This window comes from Cellulomonas persica, from assembly GCF_007989825.1.
Taxonomy (GTDB): Bacteria; Actinomycetota; Actinomycetes; order Actinomycetales; family Cellulomonadaceae; genus Cellulomonas; species Cellulomonas persica.
The window spans coordinates 135,213-149,519 of sequence record NZ_BJUA01000007.1; the positions used below are offsets into that span (position 1 = coordinate 135,213).

Here is a 14,307-nt window from a genome sequence, read left to right on the forward strand (position 1 = left end):
GGGGTCACGCGCACGGTGCTGGCCGTCATGACGGTCAGGCCAGGCCGGCTTCGGACTGGGCCGCGAGCTGCTGCTTGGCGGCAGCCTCGCGGGCCTTGGCCATCTTGCGCTCCGACGGGATGCGCTTCTGACGCGGGTCGAACGCGTCGCGCAGGCCGTCACCGATGAAGTTGACGGTCAGCGCGATCACCACGATGAACAGACCCGGCCACCAGAACAGCCAGGGCCGCGTCGAGAAGGCCTCCTGGTACATCTGGATGAGCTGGCCGAGCGAGATCGTCGGCGGCTGGATGCCGAAGCCCAGGTACGACAGCGCGGTCTCGAGCAGGATCGCCGAGCTCATGAGCAGCGTGGTGCTCACGATGATCGTGCCGATCGCGTTCGGCAGGATGTGCTTGAAGATGATCCGCCGGTTGCTCGCGCCCGCGACGCGCGCCGCGTCGACGAACTCACGCTCGCGCAACGCCAGGAACTCACCGCGCACGAGCCGCGCGAGGCTGGTCCACAGGACGATCCCGAGCGAGACCGCGAACAGCACACCCGAGACCTGGCCGGCGAGCTTGCCGATGACGGCGCCGATCACGATCGTCGGGACCGTGATGAACAGGTCGGTCGTGCGCATGAGGAACGTGTCGAGCCGCCCGCGGAAGAAGCCGGCGAGCGAGCCCACGAGCACGCCGATGCCGCACGCGACGAGACCGATGATCACCATGACCATGAGCGAGGTCTGCACACCGTGCATGACCCGCGCGAACAGGTCACGACCCAGCTCGTCCTGGCCGAACGGGTGGGCGCCGAGGGCGAACCCCTCACCGCCGAGCCATGTCGGCAGCGTGAAAGTGGGTGCGCCGCCCGGGTTCACGACGTCGAGCGTCGTCTCGTAGCCGGTGTACTTCCACCAGCCGGGGACGGGCCCGAAGCCCACCGAGGAGAAGGCGAGCACGACGACCGCGATGAGGACACCGAGGCCCACCATCGCGCCCTTGTGCCGGAAGAACCGGCGACGGACGATCTGGCCCTGGGACAGTCCGACGACGTCCTTGAGCTCGATCTCGTTCTCGGTCCGCTCGTTGTGGTCGGCGGACAGCTGGGGGTCGGGAGAGGTGCTCATGCGTCCAACCGGATTCTCGGGTCGATCACCGCGTAGATGATGTCAGCGACGATGTTGGCGATGATGGCGAGCGACGCCGTGATGAGCAGGTACGCCATCACCGTGTCCTGCTCGGCCGCGTCGAGGGCGTGCACGAAGAGCTGCCCCATGCCGGGCCGGGCGAACACGGCCTCGGTGATGACGGCACCGCCGATGAGGGTGATGACGTCGATCGGCACGATCGTCGCGAGCGGGATCAGCGTGTTGCGGAAGCCGTGCCGCACGACCACCACCCGCTCCGGCAGGCCCTTGGCGCGCGCGGTGCGGATGTAGTCCTGGTTCATCACCTCGAGCATGCTCGAGCGCGAGTACCGCGTGTAGGCGGCGAAGGCGATGAGCACGAGCGTCGCGGTCGGCAGGATCAGGTGCGTGAACGCGTCGAGCACCTGGACCCAGTAGTTGCCGCCGAGGCCCGGGGTCCGGTCGCCGAACGTCGGGATCGGACGGCCGCCGAGCGCCTTGGAGTACGGAGGCCAGACCTGCATCACCTTGTCGACGAAGATCAGCGCGCCCATCACGAGCGCCACGGCGACGCCGACCTTGGCCGACACACCCCAGTCCGGCCCGCCGTAGAGGCGACCGACGACCCAGCCGATCACGCCGGTCACGACCGCGAGCCCGACGAGGATCCAGAAGGTCCCCTCGCCGTCGACGCCGAAGGCGTCCGCCTTGAAGACGGTCTGCATCGGGAAGTACAGGACGAACCCGATCGCGACGACCGTCAGGGCGGTCCACAGCGCGCGGCGGTTCTGCAGGCCGGCGAACACGCCGACGATGGCGAACGCGACCGCGGCGCCGATCACGAGCAGCAGGATCGGGCCGATCTTGGGCTCGAGCCACCAGTTCGACAGCTGCAGGTAGGCCAGCATGCCGGTGGTCGCGGCTGCGGCGATCAGGAACACCTGCACGCGGCGCCGCGGGGAGCCCCCGATCGCGAGCGACCAGAGCAGGCCCATCACGATGCCGACCACGGCGATCGTCGCCCAGGCCAGGTTAGGGTCCCGCAGGAAGTCGTTGAAGCCGATCGCGCCCCACTGCTTGAGCATCACCGCGACCCAGAACGAGGGCAGCGAGTACAGCAGGAAGGACAGGAAGATGATCAGGTAGTCGAACGTCGCGTACTGGCGCAGCGCGCTCACGATGCCGACGGTGATGCCGAGCAGCAGCGAGAGGAACGTCGCGGCCGTCACGAGCTGCAGCGTGGAGATGATCGCGTGGCCGATCAGCGAGCTGACCGACTCCCCGGTCTTCCACGCCACGCCCAGGTCGCCCTGCAGCACGTCGCCGAGCCACTGGAAGAAGCGGATGACCGGGCTGGTGTCCAGGTCGAGCAGCTCGATGCGCGCAGCGATCAGCTGATCCTTGTTCGCAGCGGTGCTCTCGCGCAGGTCCTTCAACGGGTCGATCGCCGCGGCGACCAACAGATACATCAGAAATAGGGCCACGAACAACGTGGCAAGGCCGGCCAGGAGCCGGCGGGTGAGGAATCTCAGCACGGGTGGGCTACCTCTTGGTTCGGTGCACCGCGGTCCTGGGGATCCTAGCCCCGACACGCGGTCCGGTCGTATCCGGTCGTGCACACGCTCAGGGCGCTGGGATGGTGCTCCCAGCGCCCTGAGCAGGAGTCACAGGCCGGCGACACCCGCCTTCCCGACATTTCGTCGGGAAGGCGGGTGTCACGTGTGTCACTCCGAGGCAGCCTCTCCGGCCGTCCAGTTCCAGAAGCCGTAGAAGATCGTCGGGGCGATCGTCAGCTTCGAGACGTTGCCGATCTTCTCCGGGTTCCAGGCGGTGACGCCGGGGAACTGGAAGATCGTCACACCGAACGCGTCCTTGACGAGCTCGGCCTCGACCGCGGTCAGGATCTTCTCCTGCTCGGCCGGGTCGGTCTCGACCTGGAGCTTGTCGAACTCGGCGTCGACCGTCGCGTTCGAGTAGCCGTAGAAGTTGTTCGTCGCGCCGGTGCGGTAGTTCGCGTCCGACTCGGTCACGGCCGTCGAGGTCGACTGCCAGCCGAACAGCGCTGCGTCGTAGAAGTCGGTCGCGTTCGACAGGTCCGTGCCCCAGTCGGTCTGGACCTCGTAGGGAACCGCGGTGATGCCGGCCTCGGCGGCGGACGCCTTGATCAGCTCGAACTGGTTCGTACGGCGCGTGTTGTTCGGGTCGAACAGGACGCGGACCGTCGGGTTGGCGACGCCGACCTCGGCGAGGAGCGCCTTGGCGCCGTCGATGTCGACCTCGCCGTACGCCTCGGCCTGGCCGTTGCCCGCGACGATGCCGTCGTACATCGGCGAACCGGGGACGACCGTGTACGAGTCACGCGTCGTGGTCATGGTCGGGTCGAGCGGCGTGATGAGCTTGTCGACGATCGCCTGACGCGGGATCGTCTTGAGGAAGGCCTGGCGGACCTTGAGCGCCTTGTCCGCGTCGCCGCCGTAGGTGGCCGGGTCGAACGGGCCGCCGTTGGCGAACTGCAGGTCGACGTGCTCGTAGGTGCCCTCGGCGCCGGTCGAGACCTCGACACCGTCGAGCTTCTGGACCGCCGTCAGCAGGTCGGCCGTGGCCTGCGGGTTGATGAGGTCGACCTCACCGTTCTGCAGCGCCTGGACCTGACCCATCGGGTCGCCGTTGTAGCGGACCGTGACCTTGTTGATCGCGGCCTTGTGGTCACCCTTGTAGTCGGGGTTCGCCGTCAGGGTGATGTACTGGTCCTTCACGAACTCCGTGATGGTGTACGCACCTGAGGTGACCAGCAGGTTCTTGTCGGCCTCGGCCGGCATCTGCGCGAAGTTGAAGTCCGTGCTCCAGACCTTGGCGATCTTGGAGAGCGTCGCGCTGTCGTTGTCCTGGATCGCCTTGACGACGGCGTCCTGCGCCTCGACGCCGTCCTCGATCGCCAGCGCGCGCTGGCCGACGACGTGGGCCGGGAGGTTCATCGAGATGGCCGTCTCCCAGTCGGCGAACGGCTTGTCGTAGGTCAGCGTGATCGACTTGCCGTCGATCTCCGGGACCTGCGTCACGAGGGCCATCGCCGGGCTCGCGGCGTCGAAGTAGACGCCCGCGTCGAGCTCGTCCTGGTTGGTGATCTCGCCCGTCTCGGGGTCGGTCTCCGCCTCGACGTTCGTGTACTTGCCGCTCTGGGCGGCCCACTCCAGCAGGAGGTCGGCCGGGCCGGCGGGCGTGCCGTCGGACCACACCGCCGTGTCGGCGAACGTGTACTTGATCTGCAGCGGGTCGTCCGAGATCTTCTCGTACGAGCCGAACGACTTGTCCTGAACCAGGTTCAGTTCCTCGTCGTAGTAGTTGAAGCCCGCGTTCAGCATGTACAGGATGACGTTGTTCGCCGTCGCGTTGCCGGTCATGCTCGTGCCGTTGGCCGAGTAGAACGGCTGGTTCCACGCGATGTTGACCGCGCTGTCCTGGCTGATGCCGGCGTTGTCGTCGCCCTTGGTCGGGTCGTCGCCGGTGTCGCCGTCGCTCGAGCACGCGGCGAGCGACAGGGCGCTCACGGCGGCGACCGCAGCCAGTGCGGCCTTACGGGTGATCCTCAATTGATCCTCCTGGATGAAGGTGGCAGATCCTGCCGGGCACTCCGGTGCCGAGCACGGGCGCGACCGGGCGGCAGACCCACCAGGGTTGCGGTCAACGTTAGTCAAGCAAATTCAGGCAAAGCGTCCCGGTCGGGTCGCAGGGGCTGATCGTTACCCGATTGATACTGACCAGTAAGTCTCACCATGTGAGACCGTGGCAGCGGATCGTCCCGAATTCTTCCCCTTTTCCAGCACGAACTCCGTCCAGAGGGCGTCAAATCGTCGGACGGATCCGCGCGAGTGTGTTAAGGGCATGTCACACGCCCGACACACGCATGACACACGGGCGTCACGGCGCGAGCCCCCCGCGAGGCCCGGCGCAGCCGCGCAGGCCGCCGCCAGACCCGTCGCGCACGGCGCATCGACGCCCTGACCTGCGCACAATACGGACGTGCACCTCACCGACCTCGCGCGCCGCGCCTCCCGCACCCGCTGGTTCGCCGCCCTCGGTCGGTCGGCGTCCCGCCTCGACCGTCGGCTGCAGCGCGCGACCGACGGTCGGTGGACCGTCATGGGCCGCGCACGCCTCCCCCAGCTCGTGCTCACCACGCGCGGCCGGCGCACGGGAGCGCCGCGCGAGGTCGTGCTGCTGCACGCCGTCGACGGCGACGCGTGGGTCGTGCTCGCGTCCAACTGGGGCCAGGCCCACCACCCCGCGTGGGCGCTCAACCTGCTTGCGGAGCCTCGCGCGCAGGTCACGGTCCGTGGTCGCACGACGCCCGTGGTCGCGCGCGTCGCGTCGCACGACGAGGCCGAGCGGCTGCTGCCGCGCATGCGCGCGCTCTGGCCGGGGTACGAGGCCTACGAGCAGCGCGCGGGCCGCGACCTGTACCTGTTCGTGCTGGAGCCGGTCCCTGCCGGGGACGACGAGCGCAGCCACTGACCTCTCCGCGGTCGCGAGCGTGCTGACGGGCGGGCGCCGACAGGCTCCCCGCGTACCCGTCGAGACCCTCGACACCTACCACGCGGTAAGTGATTGTGGTCTACTCTCGTCCCGACGTGGAAACGCTCCCGCAAGGCCGTGCGACGCCGCACGAGCCCGCGCCGGGGCCGCGCTGCGACCAGCGCCACCGTCGCCCTGATCGTCGTCGTAAGGACCCGTCGTGACCACTTCTCACGAGACCACCTCGGTCGAGACCACCGCTGCCGACCTGGACGCCGCGTACCTCGACCCCGCGCTGCCCGTCGCGGACCGCGTCGCCGACCTCGTCGGCCGCATGACGCTCGCCGAGAAGGTCGGGCAGATGATGCAGCTCGACCCGCGCGGCTCGGTGCGCGGCCTCATCGAGGAGCAGCACGTCGGCTCGATCCTGCACACCTCACCCGCGCTGGTGCGCGAGGCGCACGCGATCACCGCGGGCACGCGCCTGCGCATCCCGCTGCTCATCGCCGAGGACTGCATCCACGGGCACTCGTTCTTCGAGGGCGCGACGATCTTCCCGACGCAGCTCGGCATGGCGGCGTCCTGGAACCCCGAGCTCGTCGAGCGCGCCGCGCGCATCACCGCGGTCGAGGTCGCCGCGACGGGCATCCACTGGACGTTCTCCCCCGTGCTCTGCATCGCGCGGGACCTGCGCTGGGGCCGCGTCTCCGAGACGTTCGGCGAGGACCCGTTCCTCATCGGCGAGCTCGCGTCCGCCATGGTCAAGGGCTACCAGGGGCACGGCCTGACCGACCCGACCGCGATCCTCGCGACCGCCAAGCACTTCGCCGGCTACTCCGAGACGCAGGGTGGTCGCGACGCGACCGAGGCCGACATCTCGCGCCGCAAGCTCACCGCGTGGTTCCTGCCGCCGTTCGAGCGCGTCGCGCGCGAGGGCTGCGCGACGTTCATGCTCGGCTACCAGTCGATGGACGGCACTCCCATCACCGTCAACGACTGGCTGCTGACCGACGTCCTGCGCGGCGAGTGGGGCTACACCGGCACGCTCGTGACCGACTGGGACAACGTCGGCCGCATGGTCTGGGAGCAGCAGATCCAGCCCGACTACGCGCACGCCGCCGCCGCCGCGGTCAGGGCGGGCAACGACGTCATCATGACGACGCCACAGTTCTTCGAGGGTGCGCAGGAGGCCGTCGCCTCCGGGCTGCTCGACGAGGCCGCGATCGACGCCGCCGTCGCGCGCATCCTCACGCTCAAGTTCGAGCTCGGCCTGTTCGAGGACCCGCGCCGCCCCGACGACGCGCGCATCGCGCAGGTGCTCGGCATCCCCGAGCACGAGTCGGTCAACCTCGAGCTCACGCGTCGGTCGGTCGTGCTGCTGCGCAACGAGGGCGTCCTGCCGCTCGCGGGCGGCTGCACGGCGGGCGACGACGAGCGTGCCGTCGCGCCCGCGGGCGCCGAGCGCAAGCGCGTGCTCGTCGTCGGCCCGAACGCGCACGACACCGACGCGCAGCTCGGCGACTGGGCCGGCCGCTCGGGTCAGGTGGACTGGCTGCCCGACGGCCAGCCGCGCCACATGATCGAGACCGTGCTCGACGGCCTGCGCCGCCGCACCCCCGAGGGCTGGGAGGTGTCCTACGCGCGCGGCGCCGACATCCTCACGCTCGCGCCCGACCCCGAGGGCGATTTCTTCCCCGACGGGCAGCCGCGCCCGCAGGTCGTCATGCCGTGCGAGCCCGACGAGGCGCTCATCGCGGAGGCCGTCGCCGCGGCGCAGGAGTCCGACTACGTCGTCGCCGTCGTCGGCGACCGCATCGAGCTGATCGGCGAGGGCCGCTCGACCGCGACGCTCGAGCTCATCGGCGGGCAGGTCGCGCTGCTCGACGCGCTCGCCGCGACCGGCACGCCGCTGGTCGTCGTGCTCGTCGCGTCCAAGCCGCACGTGCTGCCCGACTCGGCGCTGCACGCCGACGCCGTGGTCTGGGCCGCGAACCCGGGCATGCGCGGCGGGCAGGCGATCGCCGAGATCCTGCTCGGCCTCGTGGAGCCGTCCGGCCGCCTGCCCCTCACGTTCGCGCGGCACGTCGGCCAGCAGCCCACGTTCTACAACCAGCTGCGCGGCCAGCACGGCACGCGGTACGCCGACCTCACGCAGCGCCCCGCGTTCGCGTTCGGCCACGGCCTGAGCTACACGACCCTCGAGTACGACGACCTCCAGGTGCTCACGCCGGCCGTCGGCCCGTCCGACGAGGTGCGGGCGCGCGTGACGCTGCGCAACACGGGCTCACGGCCCGCGCTGGAGACCGTGCAGGTGTACGTGAGCGACCTCGTGACCACCACGATGTGGGCCGAGTCCGAGCTCAAGGCGTACCGCCAGGTCACGGTCGAGCCCGGCCAGAGCGTCGTCGTCGACCTCACGCTGCCCGTCTCCGCGTGCTCGATCGTCGACGCCCAGGCGCGCCGCGTCGTCGAGCCCGGTGAGTTCGAGCTGCGCGTCGGCCCGTCGTCGGTGCGCGAGTCGCAGCTCACCGCGCGGTTCACCGTCGAGGGCTGAGTCACGTCTCGAACGCTGCCTGGTCACGGCCTGGCAACGACCTGCGCCGGTTCGGGTCGCAGCGGCCCGGCACCGGCTACGGTTGCGGCCATGCAGGTTCAGGTCATCGGCGACCACCGCGTCCTGGTGCTCCCCCGCACCGGTCCCTCCCTCGGCGCGAGCGAGGCGAACGACCTCGTCGGCGACGCCTGGGGCTACGACGCGAGCGTCGTGGCCGTCCCGGTGGAGCGGCTCGACCCGGCGTTCTTCCAGCTGAGCTCGGGCGTGGCCGGCGAGATCACGCAGAAGCTCGTCAACTACCGCCTGCACCTCGCGGTCGTCGGCGACGTCAGCGAGCACGTGGCTGCGAGCGACGCGCTGCGTGCGTTCGTCGTCGAGTCCAACCGGGGACGGCACGTGTGGTTCGTCGCGGACGACGACGAGCTCACCGAGCGGCTGGCGGGCTGACGCAGGTCGGGGCCGCTCGACGCCGGTGCGGGCGTCGGCAGGTGCCGTCGGGTCAGCCGACCTTCTCCCCGCGCAGGATCGAGGTCATCTTCTTGCCGCGCGCGAGCTCGTCGACGAGCTTGTCCGCCCAGCGCACCTTCTGCATGAACGGGTCGGTGATCTCCTCGACGCGGTAGCCGCAGATCACGCCCGTGATCAGGCGCGCGTCCGGGTTCATCCCCGGGGCCTGCGCGAAGAACGTCTCCAGGTCCACCTCGGCGGCGACCGCGCGGTCCAGCCCCGCCTCGTCGTAGCCCGTGAGCCACGTGAGCACCTCGCGCAGCTCGTCCGTGCTGCGCCCCTTGCGCTCGACCTTCGTGACGTAGAGCTCGTAGATGCTCGCGAACGTCATGCGTCGGACCCTGTCGTCCGCCATCTCGGCCACCCGCCCCTCGTCGTCGCTGGTCGTCGGTGCTGCTGGTCGTCGGTGCTCGTCGTCCGCGGCACACCCACCCGATCCCATGCTGCCAGCCGCGGCGGGGCCCGGGCGGTCCGGCTCGGGAGCGGGCCCCCACGACAGGTTCCCGACACCATGTCGGGAACAGGCGTAGGATCTGTGGACGTGAACGCCCACCCGGACCGCTTCCACCGCCTGCGCTGGTGGGGGCTCGCCGCGATCTCCGTCGGCGTCGCCCTCATCATCATGGACGCGACCATCGTCTCGGTCGCCATGCCGAACATCATCGAGTCGCTCGACCTGTCGACCACCCAGGTGCAGTGGGTGCAAGAGGTCTACACGCTCGTGTTCGCCGCGCTGCTCATGGTCTGGGGGACGACGAGCGACCGCATCGGCCGCCGTCGCCTGCTGATCACCGGGCTGGTCGTGTTCGTCGGCGCGAGCATCCTGTGCGCGTTCGCCACCTCGGGCGCGTGGCTCATCGCCGCCCGCGCGCTGCAGGGCGTCGGCGGCTCGATGATCCTGCCGACCACGCTCGCCCTGCTCAACGCGACGTTCCGCGGCCCCGAGCGTGGCATCGCGTTCGCGGTGTGGGGCTCCACGATCGGCTCGATGGCCGCCGTCGGGCCCGTGCTGGGCGGGTGGCTCACGTCGTCGTTCTCGTGGCACTGGGCATTCTGGATCAACGTGCCGTTCGGCATCGCCGTCATCGTGGGCCTGCTGCTCTGCGTCCAGGAGTCCCGCCAGCTCGACACCGCGCGCTTCACCGACTGGGTCGGCGCGGTCGCGTCGGTGCTGGGCTTCGGGATGCTGGTCTTCGCCCTCATCGAAGGCCGCGCGTACGGCTGGTGGTCGGCGCGCGAGTCCGCGCCCGTGAGTCTGGGTGAGCTGAGCATCATCCCGGTGCTGTTCGCGCTGTCCGTGATCGTGCTCGCCGCGCTCGTCGTGTGGGAGAAGGCGCGCGTCACCGCCGGCAGGTCCGTGCTGCTCGACGTCACGCTGTTCCGCATCCCGACCTTCAGCAACGGCAACGTCACCGCCCTGACCGTGTCTCTCGGCGAGTTCGGTCTCATCCTCTCGCTGCCGTTGTGGTTCCAGTACGTGCGCGGCATGGACGCGCTCGACGCCGGGCTCGCGCTCCTGCCGCTCGCGGTCGGCTCGTTCCTCGCGAGCGGCGGTGTGCACTCGCTGTCCAAGCGCCTGAGCGCGGTGCAGCTCGTCCGCCTCGGACTCGCGCTCGAGATCGCAGCGCTCGCCTCGCTCGCGCTGCTGATCCGCCCGGGCTCGTCCCTGTGGGTCACGGGTGTGCCGCTGTTCGTCTACGGCATGGGCGTCGGGTTCGCGACCGCGCAGCTCACGCAGCTGATCCTCGCCGACGTGCCCGTCGACCGCTCGGGTCAGGCGTCCTCGACGCAGTCCACCGCACGCCAGGTGGGCTCGGCGCTCGGCATCGCCGTGCTCGGCACGGCGCTGTTCACCACGCTGCGCGCGAGCACCGAGTCGCGCCTGGCCGACGAGATCGCCGCGGACCCGAAGGTCGACGGCCTCGTCGCGGCGGTCTCCGACTCCGCCGGCGCCCTCATCGAGCCGCTCGCGGCCAACCCCGCGACCGCGCACATCGCGGACGCCGCGCGTGAGGCACTCACGCACGGCGTCTCGGTCGCCGCGTGGACGGCCGTCGTCGCGCTCGTCGTCGGCTTCCTCACGACGATCCCGCTGGGCCGCTCGCGCGCGAGCGCGCCCGGACCGGACGGGCCGAGGTCCGACGAGACCGGGTCCGACCAGATCGCGTCCGACGAGACCGCGCAGGAGCCGGCGCGCGCCGCACGACGCGAGGGCTGACGGCCTCGAGCCTCAGGCCCGTTCCTGCCACGTGCACAGGCAGATGCGGTTACCCTGCGCGTCCGCCAGGACCCAGAAGCTCGGGGCGGCGCCGTCGTCCACCAGGCGCCCACCCGCGGCCAGTGCCGCGTCGATGCGCGGCTGCACCTGGCTCGGGTCCACCCACACGTCGAGGTGCCAGCGCTGCCGGGGCTCCTCGCTCCCGGACTGCTGGAACCAGACGGGCGGGAGCGCCTCGGCGGGGTCGCGCACCTCGTCGTCCTGGGCGCGGTAGCCGAGCGTCGCGGTGTAGAAGTCGATCACCTCGTGGTGGTCCGGGCTGTCGAGCGCGAGCTCGATGACGGCGCGCGACGTGCCCTGCAACGCGTGCCCGGCCTCGGCGGCGAACGCGCTGATGTCGCGCGCGAGCCGGACGTCGCGCTCGGTCACGCCGCCGGCGTCGTGACTCGTGAGCCGGACGTCGACGTGCGGGTAGCGCAGGTCGACGTCCGGATGGTGCCCCTGCTCCTCGGCCGCGGCGCCGATCCGGTTCGCGAGCGCGAGCCCGGCGGCGAAGCTCCCGGTGGCGATCCGGGTGTGAAGCCCGCCGGGCAGGTACACCCAGCCCGTCAGACCGGCGTCGGCGATCTGCTGTCCCGTCAGCGTTCCCATCGCCCCATGCTGACGCGCGCCTCCGACACGCGCAGGGCGAGCGGGCCGGGCGCTCGGGTGACCGGCCGCGACGCGCGTTCAGCACCTCGGGTGAATCGACGCCCCGGGGTAGCCGGTGCACTCGTGACGCTCAGTTGCCCCCGGCACGAGCCGATGGAGGACCTGGAGGTGGCCGGTGGTCGTCAAGGCTGTCCTGACGCTCGTCTCCGCCGCGGTCGCAGGTGTCGTCGCGGTGGCTCAGTGGCGACGACGCGCGACGACCGGGACCGCACCGCTCGCGCTGGTCATGGCCGCGGCCGCGTTCTGGGCCGTCGCCGAGGTCGCCGCCGCGAACGCGCCGTGGCCGCTCGCGCGGGACCTCGCGTCACCCGCGCTCCTGCCCGCGGGGAGCCTCGTCTCCGCCGGCGTCCTCTGGTACGCCCTGCACCTGTCCGGCCACGAGTCGTTCCTCACGCGACGCACCGCGCTGGCCCTCGCGGCCGAGCCCGTCCTCGTCGTCCTCGCGTCGGCGACGAACGGGCTCCACCAGCTCGTCGTCGTCGACGGCCCGTCCGGCCAGCGCCCCGCCGTCCTCTTCTGGGTCCACACGGCCTGGTGCTACGGGCTCATCGTGGCGGCCGTCGTGCTCCTCGTCCGGACCGCCGCCCGCTCCGTGCCCGGGCACCGCAGGGTCCTCGTCCTCGTCCTCGCGTCGTTGGCCCCGCCCCTGCTCGGCAACGTCGCCTCCCTCGTGTTCGAGGCGCAGGGCCTCGACCTCACCGGGGCGCTGTTCCTCGTCACCGCGTGCCTGTGGCTGTGGGTCGAGCGCAGTCGGCACCGGCTGCGGCGCACCCCGATCTCGACCCAGCAGGTCCTGCGCACGCTCCCGGACGCCGTGGTCGTCATCGACGACGACGGCGTGGTCGTCAGCGTGAACGAGGCTGCGCTCGCCCTCCTCGACCGGACCCCGTCCGACGTCGTCGGAGCGCCCTGGGCGAGGATCGCCCGCGACGTCCTCCCGTCCGAGGTCGCCTCGACCACGCGGACCGTCACGATGCTCGACGACGGCCGGCACCTCGACGTCCGGATCACACCCATGTACGCGCCGAACGGGAGCGTCGCCGGCTCGGTCGTCGTCGCCCGTGACGTCACCGAGCTCGAGCGGATGCGCGCCGAGCTCGCGGACCAGGTCCTGCGCGACCCGCTCACCGGGCTCCACAACCGCCGCCACCTCGACGCCGTCCTCGCCAGGATCGACGCGGGCGGCGCGTCCGAGCGATCCGTCGTCGCCGCCGTCGTCGACCTCGACCACTTCAAGCAGGTCAACGACCGCTACGGGCACGAGGTCGGGGACCAGGTGCCCGTCGCGTTCGCGGGCCAGCTCCGGCGGCTCTTCCGGTCCGCCGTGACCGGGTGACGGTCGCCGGGAGTGGGTGACCCGCCCCCGGCGCCTGAGCGAAGGGCGCGCCCGGGCGGGGGGCAGGTCCGTGCGGGGGTCAGGTCCGCGCGCGGGCGCGGTACGCGCGGGCCTTCATCACGTCGCCGCACTCCCCCATCGAGCACCACCGGCCGGACCGGTTGCGGGACGCGTCGTAGTAGACCCACTGGCAGGCGGGGTTGGCGCACGCCTTGAGTCGCTGCAGCCGCCCCTCGCGGTGCTCGTCCAGCACGACGACGAGCAGGCGGGCCAGGTCGTCGTCCTCGTCGGCGGGTGTCAGCCGGGGGCCGTCGGGGCCGACCCGGAGCACGACCCGCCGTCGCGCGGCCTCGTCGTCGAGAGCCGCCGGGTCGCCGTCGACCACGAACGCACGCAGGGCGTCGCGCAGCGCGCGCAACGGCGCGGGGGCCTCGGCGAGCGTGTCGACGCCGTGGAAGCGGTTGTCGGTGTTGAGCAGCGCCCGCAGTCGCTCGAGCGCGCCGGGCGCGACGCCCGGTTCAGCACCCTGGGTGATCCAGGGGTCCAGGGCGTTGACGACGGGCACGAGAGCCAGCATAGTCGTCACCATCGTGCAGTTTTCACTAGTGACGTTGGGACCGCGATGACGACGACCACCACACCGACCAGGCCACGCGCCGACCAGCCCGGGTGCGACACCTCCGACATGCTCACGATCCACGCGCTGTTCCGCCGCGCGTTCACGGACCTGCCCGACCTGGTGCGCGGCGTCGCCGACGGCGACCTGCGGCGCACCGCTGTCGTCGCCGCCCACGCACGTGAGGTCGCGGGCGCGCTGCACCACCACCACACCGGCGAGGACCAGCTCCTGTGGGACGAGCTCGAGAAGCGCGCGCCCGCGTGCGCGCTGCACGTCGGCCGCATGCGCGCCCAGCACGCCGTCACGGCCGAGGAGCTGCGTGAGCTGCACGAAGCGCTGCCCGCGTGGGAGCGGACGGCATCCGTACCCGCGCGCGAGCACGTCGCCGACGTCCTCGACACCATGCGGGACACGCTGCTGACGCACCTCGGCGACGAGGAGTCCGCGATCCTGCCGACCGCGTCCACGGTGATGACCCAGCGCGAGTGGTCCGCGCTGCACGAGCACGGGATGAAGTCCGTCCCGCGTGACCGCCTCCTGCTTCAGCTCGGCTGGATCCTCGAGGTCGTCCCCGCCGACGAGCGAGCGGGTTGGCTCAAGGCGAACCTCCCGGCCCCCGCCCGGCTGCTGTGGCACCTCGTCGGCCGACGCCGGTTCGCCGCCCACCGAGGACGCATCTACGCGAGCTGACCTCTCGCCGAGGCGCCGGGCGCGTCCCCGGCATCACGCCCGTCGACGC

At 71.2% G+C, this 14,307-nt stretch carries 12 protein-coding genes; 6 read left to right on the plus strand and 6 right to left on the minus strand.

Annotated features, from left to right (window positions below; genetic code table 11):
• Positions 1 to 34: 34 nt before the first annotated feature.
• The 3 genes from CPE01_RS08750 to CPE01_RS08760 form a co-directional block, all read right to left on the minus strand.
• A complete protein-coding gene (locus CPE01_RS08750) occupies positions 35 to 1,111 on the minus strand; it encodes an ABC transporter permease (protein WP_146806262.1) in 1,077 nt (358 codons plus the stop codon).
• Positions 1,108 to 2,580 carry an ABC transporter permease gene (locus tag CPE01_RS08755; RefSeq protein ID WP_246783823.1) on the minus strand — a complete coding sequence of 491 codons (1,473 nt, stop codon included), beginning with the start codon at positions 2,578 to 2,580 and terminating at the stop codon, positions 1,108 to 1,110. The genes CPE01_RS08750 and CPE01_RS08755 overlap by 4 nt, the downstream gene beginning before the upstream one ends.
• 255 nt (positions 2,581 to 2,835) lie before the next feature.
• Positions 2,836 to 4,701 (minus strand): ABC transporter family substrate-binding protein, encoded by a 1,866-nt coding sequence (locus tag CPE01_RS08760; RefSeq protein ID WP_146806264.1) that lies wholly within the window; start codon positions 4,699 to 4,701, stop codon positions 2,836 to 2,838.
• A gap of 430 nt (positions 4,702 to 5,131) precedes the next feature.
• Between CPE01_RS08760 and CPE01_RS08765 the strand changes: the two genes are divergently transcribed.
• The 3 genes from CPE01_RS08765 to CPE01_RS08775 all read left to right on the plus strand — a co-directional run bounded on the left by CPE01_RS08765 (position 5,132) and on the right by CPE01_RS08775 (position 8,624).
• Positions 5,132 to 5,623: a nitroreductase/quinone reductase family protein gene (locus CPE01_RS08765; protein ID WP_146806265.1), complete on the plus strand. Its 492-nt coding sequence runs from the start codon at positions 5,132 to 5,134 to the stop codon at positions 5,621 to 5,623.
• Positions 5,624 to 5,843: 220 nt separating this feature from the next.
• Positions 5,844 to 8,177, plus strand: a complete 2,334-nt coding sequence (locus tag CPE01_RS08770) for an exo-beta-d-1,3/1,6-glucosidase (protein WP_371861989.1) — start codon at positions 5,844 to 5,846, stop codon at positions 8,175 to 8,177.
• Positions 8,178 to 8,267: 90 nt separating this feature from the next.
• Positions 8,268 to 8,624, plus strand: a complete 357-nt coding sequence (locus tag CPE01_RS08775; RefSeq protein WP_146806266.1) for a DUF4180 domain-containing protein — start codon at positions 8,268 to 8,270, stop codon at positions 8,622 to 8,624.
• A 52-nt stretch (positions 8,625 to 8,676) separates the two neighbouring features.
• On the opposite strand, the gene CPE01_RS08780 is transcribed toward CPE01_RS08775, so the two are convergent.
• A complete protein-coding gene (locus tag CPE01_RS08780; protein WP_246783824.1) occupies positions 8,677 to 9,015 on the minus strand; it encodes a DUF2200 domain-containing protein in 339 nt (112 codons plus the stop codon).
• 210 nt (positions 9,016 to 9,225) lie between these two features.
• Here CPE01_RS08780 and CPE01_RS08785 point away from each other — a divergent pair, with 210 nt between their 5' ends.
• On the plus strand, positions 9,226 to 10,902 hold the full coding sequence (locus CPE01_RS08785; protein ID WP_246783825.1) for an MFS transporter: 1,677 nt from the start codon (positions 9,226 to 9,228) through the stop codon (positions 10,900 to 10,902).
• A gap of 12 nt (positions 10,903 to 10,914) precedes the next feature.
• On the opposite strand, the gene CPE01_RS08790 is transcribed toward CPE01_RS08785, so the two are convergent.
• A complete protein-coding gene (locus CPE01_RS08790) occupies positions 10,915 to 11,553 on the minus strand; it encodes a 4a-hydroxytetrahydrobiopterin dehydratase (RefSeq protein WP_146806269.1) in 639 nt (212 codons plus the stop codon).
• Positions 11,554 to 11,728: 175 nt separating this feature from the next.
• Between CPE01_RS08790 and CPE01_RS08795 the strand changes: the two genes are divergently transcribed.
• Complete coding sequence (locus CPE01_RS08795) at positions 11,729 to 12,949, plus strand: histidine kinase N-terminal 7TM domain-containing diguanylate cyclase (RefSeq protein ID WP_146806270.1); 1,221 nt, start codon at positions 11,729 to 11,731, stop codon at positions 12,947 to 12,949.
• 79 nt (positions 12,950 to 13,028) lie between these two features.
• Here the strand turns inward: CPE01_RS08795 and CPE01_RS08800 are convergent, their stop codons facing one another.
• Positions 13,029 to 13,526 (minus strand): CGNR zinc finger domain-containing protein, encoded by a 498-nt coding sequence (locus CPE01_RS08800; RefSeq protein WP_146806271.1) that lies wholly within the window; start codon positions 13,524 to 13,526, stop codon positions 13,029 to 13,031.
• A gap of 45 nt (positions 13,527 to 13,571) precedes the next feature.
• On the opposite strand from CPE01_RS08800, the gene CPE01_RS08805 reads away from it, so the two are divergent.
• On the plus strand, positions 13,572 to 14,258 hold the full coding sequence (locus CPE01_RS08805; protein ID WP_146806272.1) for a hemerythrin domain-containing protein: 687 nt from the start codon (positions 13,572 to 13,574) through the stop codon (positions 14,256 to 14,258).
• Positions 14,259 to 14,307 lie beyond the last annotated feature (49 nt).

Bases quoted from the DNA above. Each gene is read 5' to 3' on its own strand.
- CPE01_RS08750 (WP_146806262.1), bottom strand. From the start codon at position 1,111: ATGAGCACCTCTCCCGACCCCCAGCTGTCCGCCGACCACAACGAGCGG.
- CPE01_RS08755 (WP_246783823.1), bottom strand. From the start codon at position 2,580: ATGTATCTGTTGGTCGCCGCGGCGATCGACCCGTTGAAGGACCTGCGC.
- CPE01_RS08775 (WP_146806266.1), top strand. From the start codon at position 8,268: ATGCAGGTTCAGGTCATCGGCGACCACCGCGTCCTGGTGCTCCCCCGC.
- CPE01_RS08780 (WP_246783824.1), bottom strand. From the start codon at position 9,015: ATGACGTTCGCGAGCATCTACGAGCTCTACGTCACGAAGGTCGAGCGC.
- CPE01_RS08790 (WP_146806269.1), bottom strand. From the start codon at position 11,553: ATGGGAACGCTGACGGGACAGCAGATCGCCGACGCCGGTCTGACGGGC.
- CPE01_RS08800 (WP_146806271.1), bottom strand. From the start codon at position 13,526: ATGCTGGCTCTCGTGCCCGTCGTCAACGCCCTGGACCCCTGGATCACC.
- CPE01_RS08805 (WP_146806272.1), top strand. From the start codon at position 13,572: ATGACGACGACCACCACACCGACCAGGCCACGCGCCGACCAGCCCGGG.